The organism is Pseudomonas gregormendelii (assembly GCF_017114825.1).
GTDB lineage: Bacteria > Pseudomonadota > Gammaproteobacteria > Pseudomonadales > Pseudomonadaceae > Aquipseudomonas > Aquipseudomonas gregormendelii.
The window spans coordinates 279484-292263 of the sequence record NZ_JADEVO010000001.1; the positions used below are offsets into that span (position 1 = coordinate 279484).

Consider the following 12780-nt stretch of genomic DNA (forward strand, 5'->3'; position numbering starts at 1 on the left):
CTTGAACACCAACAGGAATGAGGAACGCGCAATGGGGGTTTGGCATAAATTGATGTTACTGGGGGGGCTGCTGTTGTTAGGCCTTGGCCAGGCACAGGCGGCCGGCACGGAAAAAGACGACAGCCAGGCCGCCAAGGCTCTGCTGGAAAAGGCCTTGGCCTACTACCATGAGAATGGCGACAAGGCGTTTGCCGCATTCAGTCGCCAGGGTGAGTTTGTCGACAAGGACCGTTATGTGTTCGTGGTCGACACCAAGGGCGTCATGCTCGCCAGCGGCGGGCCTTCTTCGGCGTTGATCGGGCGGGATGTATCGGATGTGCTCGGGCCGGATTTGCAGAAAGCCTTCAAGGACGCGTTGAAGGTGCCTGAGGGCAACGGCATTCAGCAGGCCGAATATCGCTGGCAGAACTGGTCCGACGGCAAGGTCGAGCGCAAGCACGTGTTCTACCAGCGTGTCGGCCAGCGCATTCTGGCAGTGGGCTATTACCTGCCTCGCGCGTCAGCGGAGCAGGCCATGGCGTTGCTGAACAAGGCGGCCGGCGATCTGGCCAAGGATGAGAAAGGCACCCTGAGCGCGATCAATTCGCTCAAGGGCGGGTACCTGCAGGATGACCTGTATGTATTCGTGGTGGACCTGGACACCGGTCGTTACGTTGCCCATGGCACCAACCTGCGCTTGATCAACACCGACTTCAGCAAGATCAAGGATCCCGAAGGCAAGCCCGTGGGCGAGCCGATCCTGGCGTTGATTGCCAAACAGGATTATGGCGAATACGAATATCGCTGGAAGAACCCGGTGACTGGCAAGGTTGAGGCCAAGCATGCGTACCTGAAAAAGGTCGGGCATTTCCTGGTGGCTGTGGGTTATTACAGCCCATAAGATCAAAAGATCAAAAGATCAAAAGATCAAAAGATCGCAGCCTTCGGCAGCTCCTGCGCAAGCTGCGATCTTTGTGTTAACGAACCTTGTCCTCGCGCCCCCGCAACATCATGTTCGGCATTGCAATCGCTGCCGCCAACCCCAGCAGTGACACCGCCGCACTGACCATCAGCAAGTGCCGAAACGTCAGCAGCAACTCTGCCCGCAGGGCATTTTGCGCATCCCCCGGCGCGGCGTTCAAACCGTCCAGCAGGACATTTCCCGAACCGCCTTCGCCAATCAGCGTCGAGCTGCCCAGGTGGGCGAAGCTTGAGTCCTGCAACAGCGCCAGCAGCAATGCCGACATCAAGGCTACCCCCACCGCGCCACCCAGGGAGCGGAACAAATTGGTCGTGCTGGTGGCCACGCCAATGTCCCGCTGTTCTACCGAATTTTGCGTCCCTACCAGCGAGGTCGGGAATTGCATGCCGCCCGCAATACCACTGAGCAACATGAACAGGCTGCTCCAGATCATCGCCTGGGGCGGGCTGAACGCCATGCCGAGAATTGAAATCGGCATCAGCGCCGCGCCGGTCAGGATCATCGGTTTGTAGCGTCCGGTCACCGAGGTGCGACGACCGGCAAAATAGGCGCCTATCGGCAGCCCCATGGCCAGCGGTAACAGGTGCAGGGCGGCACTGTCGGCGCCTGCACCGGTGACGCTCTGAAAGCGCAGGGGCATCAGGACGATCAGCGAGATCGCCTGGAAACTGGTGAAGAAAATCGTGCACCAGCAGAGCAGGGCATTGCGGTTGGCAAACAGGTGCATCGGCAGCAACGGTTCCCGCGCCCGGCGTTCGTGCCAGACGAACAGCCCCAGTATCACTACCGCACACGCGAGCAGCCCCATGACTTCGAGGCTGTTCCAGGCATGGCCCTGGCCGACTTCGGTAATGCCGAGCAGCAAGGCCGTCAGGCCGATAATCATCAGCACGGTGCCAAGGTAATCGATCACCGGTTTGCGCTGCGGCACCGGCAGACCGACCAGGGTGCGATGAGCGACCACCAGGGCGCCCACCCCCAGCGGCAGATTGATCAGGAACACCCAGCGCCACGACAGGTACTCGGTCATGTAGCCACCCAGCACCGGTCCGGCGACACTCGCCACCGCGTACATGCTACTGAAATACCCCTGGTAGCGACCGCGTTCGCGCGGCGGCACGATGTCGCCGATGATCGCCTGGCTGACCGAAATCATCCCCCCGGCACCAATGCCCTGGAGAATTCGCGCCAGGACCAACTGCTCCATGCTCTGGGCCATACCGCAGAACAGCGAAGCCAGCGTGAACAGCCCCATGCCGAACAGCATCAACTTGCGGCGCCCGTACAGGTCGCCGAGCTTGCCGTAGATCGGTACGGCCACCGTCATGGCCACCATGTACCCGGAAATCACCCAGGCCAGCAGGCTGACATCCTTGAATTGTGCGGAGATGGCCGGCATCGAGACTGCCACGATGGTCTGGTCCAGCGCGCCAAGGAAGATCGCCAGCATCAGGGCAATCAGCACGCTGCGAATCGCCGGTTTCGGCGCGTCGGGCTGGGTGAGGTGGGTCACGGTAAAACCTGCGGCAATGGATGATCCGCAGGCAAGAGGCGAGCGGGAATGCTCGCCAGTGTAAGTCGATAGCAGGCTATTCGATAGGCTCGTAGGGAAGGCCGACGTAATTTTCTGCAATGGTCTTGCGACCGGCTTCGGAGTCGACGAAGTACGCCAGCTCTGATTCGGCGACGCGCTGGCTGAAACCGTCGTGGTCGTCGAAGCGGTGCAGCATCGACGTCATCCACCAGGAAAAACGCTCGGCCTTCCAGACCCGTCGCAGGCAAATTTGCGAGTACTTCTCCAACAGATCGAGGCGGTCTTCGCGGTACACCTTCAGCAGAATATCAAACAGCGTACTGACATCGCTGGCCGCCAGGTTCAGGCCTTTGGCTCCTGTGGGTGGGACGATGTGCGCGGCGTCGCCGACCAGGAACAGTCGCCCGTACTGCATCGGCTCGACCACAAAACTGCGCAGCGGCGCGATGCTTTTCTCAATGGACGGCCCGGTGACCAGCGTTTCGGCCAATTCCGCTGGCAGACGGGATTTGAGCTCCTCCCAGAATCGCTGATCGGACCATTGCTCCACCGTCTCCCCGGTGGGCACCTGCAGGTAATAACGGGTGCGGGTTGACGAGCGCATGCTGCACAGGGCGAACCCGCGTGGATGGCGGGCATAGACCAGCTCTTCGTGCACCGGCGGGGTGTCGGCGAGGATGCCCAGCCAGCCGAACGGATAAACCCGTTCGAAAATCTTCAGGCTGTCGGCGGGGATCGATTGCCGCGCCACGCCATGGAAGCCGTCGCAGCCGGCGATGTAGTCGCAGTCGAGTCGATAGCTCTCGCCGTCTTTTTCAAACGTGACGAAGGGTTCAGCGGTCTTCATTGCATGGGGAACGACGTTCTCGACGCCGTAAAGGGTCGTGGCGCCTGCAATCTGACGAGCGGCCATCAGGTCGCGAGTGACTTCGGTCTGGCCGTAGATCATCACGGTTTTTCCGCCGGTAAGGGCGTGCAGATCGATGTGCACCTGGCGACCGTCGAGCGACAATTCAAAGCCGTTGTGGATCAGCCCTTCGGCATCCATGCGTTGTCCCGCACCGGCCTTGCGCAGCAGCTCTACCATGCCCTGTTCAAGCACCCCGGCACGGATGCGCCCGAGGACGTAGTCCGGGGTCTGGCGTTCCAGGATGAGGGTGTCGATTCCGGCGTTGTGCAGCAGCTGGCCGAGGAGCAATCCGGATGGACCTGCACCAATGATGGCGACTTGGGTTTTCAGCGTTTTCATTGTTTTTATGGCTCGCAAGCTGCACTCGGCCAGGGCCGGTGAGTAATTGTTATGGATCGAGTGCTTGCATTTTTCACTTGCGAGTCTGTCAATTGAAGGTGAAAACTGAGCCGATACCTGTACATTCTGCCAATCGGTGCGATTATCGCCCGCTACTATCTCCGAGGCCTGATTGAAGTTATGAACAAGCCTGCCCTGCCTTCCATTCCGGTGTTCAAGCTTTACGGAGAAAGCCTGGACTGGCCCACCCCGGACCTGTTGCATTGTGAAACCATATCCAAACGCAGCCGTGAGCATCAGTGGGAAATCAAGCCCCATCGCCACGCTGATTTGTGCCAGTTGCTCTTCGTCTTCCAAGGTCAGGCAGAGCTTGAGATCGAAGGGCAACGCACACTGCTCACAGAGTCGGCGATCCAGATCCTGCCGCCTTTATCCGTGCACGGCTTTCGTTTTTCCGAGGACGTCGAAGGGTTTATCGTCACGCTGGCTGCGCCGCTGGTCGCGCACCTGCAGGCGCAGCTGGGCAGTTCGATGAATGCCCTGGGCCAGGCCGAGAGTTATCCGGCGGGCAAGGACAGTGAATATCTAAACAGCCTGTTTACTGCGCTGCAGGACGAGTACACCGGTCATCAACCGGCGCGGGAAATGCTTATGCATTCGCTGGTCAGCGTGATCATGGTCTGGGCCAGCCGCCAGGCCCTGCAGCGACGGTCTGCCAGTCAGCGTCCGCAGCGGGCGCGCGAGTACCTGAACGGCTTTATTCAGCTGGTGGAAGAAACCTATCGCCAGCATGTCAAGGTTGAAGACCTGGCGCATCGGCTGGGCATCTCTGTTTCCCACCTCAACGGCACTTGCCGCGAGTTGGCCGGGCAACCGGCGCTGCAGATCATGCACGAGCGCCAACTGCTCGAAGCCAAGCGCCTGCTGACCTATACCAGCATGACGATCTACGAGATGTCCGACGTGTTGGGGTTTTCCGATCCAACCAATTTCACCCGGCTTTTTCGACGTCGGGTAGGCATTTCGCCCAAGGCGTTTCGCGACCGTTTAAAGGCCGATCAGGACAACGAAACCTGACGCCTTTCGTCAGCGAAGGGCGTTGAGGGTGGCGTTGTGGGGAATACAGCGCTCGAAGTTGCAGCTCGCAAAATCGCGGGGCAGTTGCCGCAGCTGTTCGACCCGCCACGCAGCGGTGCCATAAAGCGCCAACGTTGCTGCGCAGGTGACGAAAATGGCGAGGTATCTTCTTGTTTTGATGTTCATGGCGCTCACCTCTGAACGACTACCCGGGGGTACTACGTTGAGCATAGTAGGAGCTGCCGAAGGCTGCGATCTTTTGATCTTGTATTTGCTTTTGATCTTCCAAAGAGCGCCACCCACAGCTGAAAATCAACAGATCCTCCGATCAAAAGCCCCCCCAAGCCCCCGCCAGCCCCTACAGTCGATCCAACTCGACATCCCACACCGGCTCTTGCGGAAACCGCAGCACCAGGAAATCCAGCATGCAGCGCAACGTCGTCGGCATGTGCTTGCGGGACGCGTACACCGCGTAGATGTTCATCTGCCGCGGTTCGGCTTGGGGTAACAAGCGGATCAACTCGCCACTGACAATGTGCACGCCCGCCTGGTAGCTCGGCAACATCGCCACCCCGGCGCCGGCCAGGGTGGCGCGCAGCAGGGTGCTTGCCTCGTTGGCGCTGATGTTGCCCTGCACCGTCACCGACTGCGACTCGCCGTCCTGCTCGAAGTGCCAGAGGCTTTTGCCGAAGTAGGAGTGGGTCAGGCAATTGTGTTCGCTCAACTCCTCGACCCGCTGCGGCGCCGGGTGCTCGTGCAGATACGCCGGGGAGGCGCAGATGACCGAACGGCAAACTGTCAGCCGCCGCGCGATCAGGTTCGGGTCCAGGTCGTTGCTGGTGCGGATGGCCAGGTCGATGCGTTCGTCCACCAGGTTGACCGTGCGATCGAGCATCTGCAGGTCGATGCTGACGCCAGGGTAGCGCTTGACGAACGCCGCCATGGCGTCCGCCAATTGCGCCTGGCCGAACGAGGTGCTGACGCTGATGCGCAGCAAACCACGGGGCGCCTCGTCCGGCTCGGTGACCGCCGCCTGCATGTCGCTGGACAGCTCGAGCATTTGCCGACAGCGCGGCAGTATCTCGCTGCCCGCCGCCGTCAGGCTCAGTTTGCGCGTGGTACGGTGCATCAGCCGCGCGCCGACCCAATCCTCCAGCTCCGCCAGATAACGTGAGACCACCGGCCGCGAAAGGTCCAGTTGATCGGCTGCAGCCGACTGGCTGCCGAGGTCGACCACCGAGACGAACACCCGCATTGCTTGAAGTCGATCCATGATTTGCCCGATTTTAGAAACAAACTATGTCGCAGCATCGCATTTTTTGTACCAGTGCAGGCAACTAAGCTCTGTCGCATCGCCACATACGGCAATCGGCATCGGAGCCCTACATGATCGGTTTCACTTCCCTCAAACGTATTCTGCTGGCCAGCGTCACGTTCGGCCTGGCAGCCCACGCCCTCGCGGCGCCCCTTACGCTGGACGTCTACAACCCGGGTACCGAGGCTATTTTCCCGGTCAGTTCGGTGCTCGTCAGCGGCGAGAAAGACGCGGTGCTGGTGGACGCGCAATTCGGCAAATCCCAGGCCGAACAAGTGGTGCAGAAAATTCGCACCAGCGGCAAGCAACTGACCACGATCTACATCAGCCACGGTGATCCCGATTACTACTTTGGCCTCGACACCCTGACCGCCGCGTTTCCGAAAGCCCGGGTGCTGGCGTCGCAGGCGACTGTGGATCACATCACGCAGACGGTCGACGCAAAACTGGCCTTCTGGGGGCCGAAAATGGGTGCGGATGTGCCGGCCAAAACCATCGTCCCGCAGGTGCTCAAGGGCGACAGCCTGATGCTTGAGGGGCACAAACTGCAGGTGATCGGCCTCGACGGCAGGCAACCGGATCGCAGCTTCGTGTGGATCCCGTCGATCAAGGCGGTGGTAGGCGGCGTGGTGGTGGCGCAGAACATCCATGTGTGGATGGCCGACACCCAAACCCCACAGTCCCATGCCGATTGGCTGGCGACGCTGCAGTCCATCGAGACGCTTAAGCCGCAGACTTTGGTGCCCGGCCATTACCTGGGCGAGCGCACCCGGTCGCTGGCGGCTGTGCAGTTTACCGCTGACTATATCCGGGCCTTCGACGAAGAAACCGCCAAGGCCAAGGACTCGGCTGCGCTGATCGCCGCCATGAAAAAACGTTACCCGACCCTGGGCGAAGAGAGTTCGCTTGAGCTCAGTGCCAAGGTCGCCAAGGGTGAGATGCAGTGGTAATACGCTAACCCTTGCACCTGTAGGAGCTGACGAGTGAAACGAGGCTGCGATCTTTTGATCTTGATCTTGATCTTGATCTTGATTTTAGACGCCAAAAGATCGCAGCCTCGTTTCACTCGACAGCTCCTACGCAGCTCCTACGCAGCTCCTGCCGGCTTTTGCGTTACCGCGACTGAGCCTGCTCCACCAACCACCCCATCAGCTCGCGCAGCTTGGGCGACGGCTCGGGTTTCTGCGGGAACACCAGGTAGTAGGCCAGACCGGTTTTAACCTTCAGCGCGAAGGGCATCACCAGCCTGCCCGCGCTCAAGTCATCCCCGATCAGCGACCAGTCTCCAATCGCCACGCCCGTCCCTTGGGACGCCATCGACATGGCCAGGTCCAGGGTTTCGAAATGCTGGCCCTTGCCCACGTTGTTCAAGCGTATCCCGGCGCTGGCCAGCCAGGCTTTCCAGTCGCGTTCGTCCCGGGTGGGGTGCAACAGCAAATGCTGTTGCAGGTCATCCGGGGACTGCAACGGTACCGGGCCTTCGAGCAGCGGCCTGGAGCAGACCGGGGTCAGTTGTTCGTCGAACAGGTGCAGGGAGGCCAGCGCATTGTCCGGTAGCGCTCCGTACATCACTGCGGCGTCGAACTGTTCGCGATGAAAATCCACTCCGTGCTTCACCGTGGTGGTCAACTCTACCGGCACGTCCGGACGCTCCCTTTGCCACTGCAACAGCCGTGGCAGCAACCAGCGCATGACGCAGGTCGGCGCCTTCAACTGCAGGGTCTCGCGCGTCTCACCGATCTGGTCCACGGCTTCGTCGATCAAGCGGAAAATCTTCTGCACCCGCGGCAGCCATTCGCGCCCCTGCGCCGTCAACTCCAGGCCCCGGGCCTGGCGAATGAACAGCTCATAACCCAGATGATCCTCCAGCCCGGCGACTTGCCGGCTCACCGCGCCCTGGGTGATGTGCAACTGCTCGGCGGCACGGGTGAAGTTGCAGCACTGCGCGGTGATCAGAAAAGTGTGCAGCGCCGGCAGGGGAGGCAATCGTTTCATGGGGATCCAAGGTATGACGTAAGGACATGGCTAGTATGACTTTTTATCCATTGTTGAGGCGACGTGTCGCCCGTTCCAATGAGGCCATCCCTGGACCTGCCCACGCATCATAAACACTGCGCAGGTCCGGCGTCTCAAACGAACAGGAAGGGCAATGACATGGCGACGTGTGGCGAAGTATTGGTCAAGTTACTCGAAGGTTACGGGGTCGAGCAGGTGTTCGGCATTCCCGGGGTTCACACCGTGGAGCTGTACCGCGGGCTGGCCCGTTCGAGCATCAACCACGTCACTCCGCGTCATGAGCAGGGCGCCGGTTTCATGGCTGACGGCTATGCGCGCACCAGCGGCAAGCCCGGTGTGTGCTTCATCATCACCGGCCCTGGCATGACCAACATCACCACTGCCATGGGGCAGGCCTACGCCGATTCGATCCCGATGCTGGTGATCTCCAGCGTGCAATCGCGCAGCCAGTTGGGCGGTGGCCGGGGCAAGCTTCACGAGCTGCCAAACCAGAGCGCGCTGGTGGCCGGGGTGGCGGCGTTTTCCCATACGCTGATGTCGGCGGCCGAGCTGCCAGGCGTGTTGGCCCGCGCCTTTGCGTTGTTCCAGGCGGGTCGTCCGCGCCCGGTGCATATCGAAATTCCGCTGGATGTGCTGGTCGAGGAAGCGGATGACCTGCTCGCCAGCGTGCCGGTCAATATTGATCGTGCGGGTGCTTCGCCGAGCGCGATCAGCCGCATGACCGCGCTGCTGGCCGGCGCGAAACGCCCATTGATTCTTGCCGGTGGCGGAGCCATTGATGCCGCAGCCGAGCTGACTGAACTGGCCGAGTTGCTCGATGCGCCCGTGGCCCTGACCATCAATGCCAAGGGCATGCTGGAGTCCGCGCATCCGTTGCTGATCGGCTCGACCCAGAGCCTGGTCGCCACCCGTGCCCTGGTCGCCGAGGCCGACGTTGTGCTGGCCATCGGCACCGAGCTGGCCGAGACCGATTACGACGTGACGTTCGCCGGTGGTTTCGAGATTCCCGGTGCACTGTTGCGGGTGGACATCGACCCCGACCAGACCGTGCGCAACTATCCGCCACAGGTCGCGCTGGTGTCCGATGCGCGCAACGCCGCGCAGGCACTGTTGAGCGCGCTCTCGCACAAATCCCTGGCCGAGCGCCGTGCCGATTGGGGCCAGGTGCGTGCTGCGCGTCTGCGCGCCGAGCTGGCAGCGACCTGGGACGCGCCGACCCTGGCACAAACCCGCTTCCTGGAAACCGTGCTGCACGAGTTGCCGAATGCAGTGTTTGTCGGCGATTCGACCCAGCCGGTGTATACCGGCAACCTCACGTTCAACCCGGAGCGCCCGCGTCGCTGGTTCAATTCCTCCACCGGCTACGGCACCCTCGGCTATGCCTTGCCGGCGGCGATTGGTGCCTGGCTCGGTGGCAGCATCGAGGGCGGCGCGCGTCCTGCGGTGGTGTGCCTGATCGGTGACGGCGGCCTGCAATTCACCTTGCCGGAACTGGCCAGCGCCGTAGAAGCCCGGACCCCGGTGATCGTCCTGCTGTGGAATAACCAGGGCTACGAAGAGATCAAGAAATACATGGTCAACCGCGCCATCGAACCGGTGGGCGTGGACATCTACACACCGGATTTCATCGGCGTGGCCAAGGCTCTGGGCTGTGCCGCCGAAGCGGTGAAGGGGGTCGAGCAACTGCGCACTGCGCTGCGCGTCGCTGCTGACCGGCAGGGCCCGACCCTGATTGAGATCGATCAGGCGCAATGGATGCAGGCGGTGTCGAAATGAGCCTGCCGACAACTTTGCACGGCCTGTTTATCAACGGCCAGTGGTCTGCCGGTCCGGAACATCTGCGGGTGATCAATCCGTCGACCGAGGCCCTGCTGACAACGGTTAATGGTGGCGACTCAGCTGCCGTCGATCAAGCCGTCACTGCCGCCGCCGCAGCCTTCCAGAGCTGGTCGCAGACCAGCGGCGCCGAGCGCGGTGCGATCCTGCGCAAGATCTCCGCAGGCGCGCAGGCCAGTCGTGAGCAGTTGATGCATTTGCAGTCGAGCAATAACGGCAAGCCACTGTTCGAAGCCGCCATCGACGTCGATGACGTCATCGCCACTTTCGAGTACTACGCCGGTCTGGCCGAAGGCCTGGACGCGAAACAGGACAGCCCGGTCGAGTTACCAACAGACGATTTCAGCGCTCGAGTACGCCGGGAACCTTGCGGTGTGGTCGGCCTTATCGTGCCGTGGAATTTCCCGATGGTCACCACCGCCTGGAAGCTCGCGCCGGCCCTTGCCGCCGGTTGCTGCGTGGTGCTCAAACCGTCCGAAGTAACGCCCCTGCCAGAGCTGGAGCTGGCGGCGATCATTGCCCGTTCGGGTCTGCCCCAGGGCGTGTTCAACCTGGTCTGCGGCACTGGGCTGGCTGTCGGCGCACCGCTGTCGGCGGACCCGCGCATCGCCAAGATCTCCTTCACCGGCAGCAACGCGGTAGGGGTGCAGGTGATGCAGCGCGCGGCGGAAACCGTCAAGGGCGTGAGCCTGGAACTGGGGGGTAAATCCTCGTTGCTGGTGCTGGCTGATGCCGACCTTGAGCTGGCGGTGGAAGTGGCGTGTGGCGGCGGGTTTTTTAATGCCGGACAAATGTGTTCGGCCACCAGCCGTGTGTTGGTCGCCGATGAACTGGCGGATGAGTTTCTCATTCGCTTGAAGGCTCGTGCCGAAGCCATTCGTGTGGCGGACCCGTTCGATCCGGCGGTGGAAATGGGCGCGCTGGTCAATCAGGCGCAATACCAGCGGGTACTCGGCCACATCGACCGTGGCTTGAGCGCTGGCGCGAAGCTGATCTGCGGCGGCAATCGCCCGGCGGACCTTCCACGAGGCTATTTTTTGCAGCCGACGATCTTCACCGACGTGCCCCAGGGCAGTGCGCTTTGGTGTGAAGAGATTTTCGGCCCGGTCATTTGCGTGCGCAGTTTCGCCTCCGAAGGCGAGGCGATTGCCCTGGCCAACGATAGCCAGTTCGGTCTGGTGGCCAGTGTCGTCACGCGCAATGCCGAAACGGCGGATCGCGTCGCGAACGCCTTGCAGGCGGGGCTCGTGTGGATCAACGCGCCACAGGTGATCTTTGCGCAGGCTGCCTGGGGTGGTTACAAGCAGAGCAGCATTGGCCGCGAATTGGGGCCGTGGGGCTTGCAGGCTTTCCAGGAAATAAAACACGTCATTCGAGCCATCTGATCGCTCGAATATGGTGAGTGCGTGCCTCTTGTCGAGGCATGTGCTGATGTCATGGCTTCGATGAGTTTTTATCGATAGTCAGGTGTTTTGCACGACCTCAGGATGAACTCGCTGGTTCCGCCAAGCCCCGAAAATACGAGGGATAACGCTGATCCGGACGCGGATGCAACAGTTTTGACCTGCCTTATACCTACAAAAACAAAGGGAGTCCGTAATGGGCGAGCATGATCTGAACAGACGTCAATTCATCAAGACCGTGGGCGTAGCCTCGGTAGCCGCGGCGGCCATGAGCATGCCGTTCATCAAGGCCAATGCCAGCGACACCCGTTTCCAGGGTAAAACCCTGCGCCTGTTGACCTGGTCCGACGACACCGGCCTTGCCGCGCTGCGCAACATCGCGGCGACCTTTGAAGACAAATACGGCTGCAAGGTCATCGCTGACCGTACCGGCAGCACCTCGGAAATGGTCGCCAAACTCAAGGCTGGCGGCGATCGTGCGCAGTACGACATCATCACCCTGGCTGGCGTTGGTGCCGAGGGCCTGGCGGCGGCCAACCTGCTGGAAAAACCCGACCTCAACCGCATTCCCAACCTGGTCGATGTGCCGGAAAAATACCGCACCGGTGCCAACGGCCACGGGATTGGATACCTGCTTTGGTGCAACAGCCTGGTCTACAGCACCCGCACCATCCAGCAAGCGCCGGACAGCTATGCCGCGCTGTGGGACGCCGACCTGTCGCCGAACATTTTCCTGCCGCCGCCGAACTGGACCGAAGCCATGGACCTGATCATCATCGCCGCCAAACTGGCCGGTGGTGACGAGCACAACATCGAGCCGGGCTTCAGGAAGCTCGCAGAGCTCAAGGACCGCGTGGTGACGCTGGGCGAGAACCCGAACCAGATCGCCGAGCTGTTCCGCACCGGTTCCCTGGACATGGGTGGCCTGTATGCGCCGGCTTTTTTCCCCAAGCAGATCCGCGATCCGGCCTACGGCCTGGGTGCTACCTTTGGCATGAAAGAAGGCTTCTACACCGACCTGATGCTCTCGGTGATGCCGAAAAATCGCCCCGGCGATACCGACCTGGCCTACGCCTTCATCAACCACTCCCTGGACCCGCTGGTGCAGGGCAAGATGGCCGAGGACATTTACAACGGCCCGGTCAACGCCAAGGCGATCATCTCCGCCGAGGCCCGCAAGAGCCCGTACATCCTCACGCCGGAGCAAATTGCCGAGAAGGCGATCATGCACGACAACGCCTTCCTGGCCTCTGTGCATGACCAATGGATTCGTCGCTACACGGAAATCTTTTCTTCCTGATCTGCCATACGACCTGCAAGGCACGGTCCCCTGCAGGCGCTGCCGCAGGCTGCGATTTTTTGACTTTGATTTTCAGGATCAAAAGATCG

Annotated in this window: 11 protein-coding genes; 6 read left to right on the forward strand and 5 right to left on the reverse strand. The window is 61.3% G+C overall.

Annotated features, from left to right (window positions below):
- The first annotated feature begins 31 nt into the window (after positions 1-31).
- Entirely contained in the window at positions 32-880 is an 849-nt protein-coding gene (locus IMW75_RS01295) for a cache domain-containing protein (protein ID WP_205891673.1), read from the forward strand.
- Positions 881-956: 76 nt separating this feature from the next.
- Here IMW75_RS01295 and IMW75_RS01300 read toward each other — a convergent pair whose 3' ends face one another.
- Positions 957-2474 carry a DHA2 family efflux MFS transporter permease subunit gene (locus tag IMW75_RS01300; protein WP_205891674.1) on the reverse strand — a complete coding sequence of 506 codons (1518 nt, stop codon included), beginning with the start codon at positions 2472-2474 and terminating at the stop codon, positions 957-959.
- A 76-nt stretch (positions 2475-2550) separates the two neighbouring features.
- Entirely contained in the window at positions 2551-3744 is a 1194-nt protein-coding gene (pobA, locus tag IMW75_RS01305) for a 4-hydroxybenzoate 3-monooxygenase (RefSeq protein WP_205891675.1), read from the reverse strand.
- 180 nt (positions 3745-3924) lie between these two features.
- Here pobA and IMW75_RS01310 point away from each other — a divergent pair, with 180 nt between their 5' ends.
- Positions 3925-4821, forward strand: coding sequence for a helix-turn-helix domain-containing protein (locus IMW75_RS01310; protein ID WP_045057965.1), 897 nt, complete (start codon positions 3925-3927; stop codon positions 4819-4821).
- Between the two features lie 9 nt (positions 4822-4830).
- Here the strand turns inward: IMW75_RS01310 and IMW75_RS01315 are convergent, their stop codons facing one another.
- Both IMW75_RS01315 and IMW75_RS01320 read right to left on the reverse strand, forming a co-directional pair.
- The gene (locus IMW75_RS01315) at positions 4831-5007 is read right to left on the reverse strand and encodes a hypothetical protein (RefSeq protein ID WP_163019474.1); all 177 of its coding nucleotides are present in this window, start codon (positions 5005-5007) and stop codon (positions 4831-4833) included.
- A gap of 172 nt (positions 5008-5179) precedes the next feature.
- Positions 5180-6094 carry a LysR family transcriptional regulator gene (locus IMW75_RS01320; protein WP_205891676.1) on the reverse strand — a complete coding sequence of 305 codons (915 nt, stop codon included), beginning with the start codon at positions 6092-6094 and terminating at the stop codon, positions 5180-5182.
- Positions 6095-6207: 113 nt separating this feature from the next.
- Here IMW75_RS01320 and IMW75_RS01325 point away from each other — a divergent pair, with 113 nt between their 5' ends.
- Positions 6208-7086 (forward strand): MBL fold metallo-hydrolase, encoded by an 879-nt coding sequence (locus IMW75_RS01325; protein WP_205891677.1) that lies wholly within the window; start codon positions 6208-6210, stop codon positions 7084-7086.
- 163 nt (positions 7087-7249) lie between these two features.
- Here the strand turns inward: IMW75_RS01325 and IMW75_RS01330 are convergent, their stop codons facing one another.
- Entirely contained in the window at positions 7250-8131 is an 882-nt protein-coding gene (locus IMW75_RS01330; RefSeq protein ID WP_045058280.1) for a LysR substrate-binding domain-containing protein, read from the reverse strand.
- Positions 8132-8290: 159 nt separating this feature from the next.
- Here IMW75_RS01330 and IMW75_RS01335 point away from each other — a divergent pair, with 159 nt between their 5' ends.
- The 3 genes from IMW75_RS01335 (at position 8291) to IMW75_RS01345 (ending at position 12691) form a co-directional block, all read left to right on the forward strand.
- Positions 8291-9928 carry a 5-guanidino-2-oxopentanoate decarboxylase gene (locus tag IMW75_RS01335; protein ID WP_205891678.1) on the forward strand — a complete coding sequence of 546 codons (1638 nt, stop codon included), beginning with the start codon at positions 8291-8293 and terminating at the stop codon, positions 9926-9928.
- The gene (locus tag IMW75_RS01340) at positions 9925-11373 is read left to right on the forward strand and encodes an aldehyde dehydrogenase family protein (protein ID WP_205891679.1); all 1449 of its coding nucleotides are present in this window, start codon (positions 9925-9927) and stop codon (positions 11371-11373) included. The genes IMW75_RS01335 and IMW75_RS01340 overlap by 4 nt, the downstream gene beginning before the upstream one ends.
- A 214-nt stretch (positions 11374-11587) precedes the next feature.
- Positions 11588-12691, forward strand: a complete 1104-nt coding sequence (locus IMW75_RS01345; RefSeq protein WP_205891680.1) for an extracellular solute-binding protein — start codon at positions 11588-11590, stop codon at positions 12689-12691.
- Positions 12692-12780: the final 89 nt, after the last annotated feature.

Coding starts and splice junctions, on each gene's coding strand:
- IMW75_RS01295 (WP_205891673.1), top strand. CDS start 32: ATGGGGGTTTGGCATAAATTGATGTTACTGGGGGGGCTGCTGTTGTTA.
- pobA (WP_205891675.1), bottom strand. CDS start 3,744: ATGAAAACGCTGAAAACCCAAGTCGCCATCATTGGTGCAGGTCCATCC.
- IMW75_RS01310 (WP_045057965.1), top strand. CDS start 3,925: ATGAACAAGCCTGCCCTGCCTTCCATTCCGGTGTTCAAGCTTTACGGA.
- IMW75_RS01315 (WP_163019474.1), bottom strand. CDS start 5,007: ATGAACATCAAAACAAGAAGATACCTCGCCATTTTCGTCACCTGCGCA.
- IMW75_RS01320 (WP_205891676.1), bottom strand. CDS start 6,094: ATGGATCGACTTCAAGCAATGCGGGTGTTCGTCTCGGTGGTCGACCTC.
- IMW75_RS01325 (WP_205891677.1), top strand. CDS start 6,208: ATGATCGGTTTCACTTCCCTCAAACGTATTCTGCTGGCCAGCGTCACG.
- IMW75_RS01330 (WP_045058280.1), bottom strand. CDS start 8,131: ATGAAACGATTGCCTCCCCTGCCGGCGCTGCACACTTTTCTGATCACC.
- IMW75_RS01335 (WP_205891678.1), top strand. CDS start 8,291: ATGGCGACGTGTGGCGAAGTATTGGTCAAGTTACTCGAAGGTTACGGG.
- IMW75_RS01340 (WP_205891679.1), top strand. CDS start 9,925: ATGAGCCTGCCGACAACTTTGCACGGCCTGTTTATCAACGGCCAGTGG.
- IMW75_RS01345 (WP_205891680.1), top strand. CDS start 11,588: ATGGGCGAGCATGATCTGAACAGACGTCAATTCATCAAGACCGTGGGC.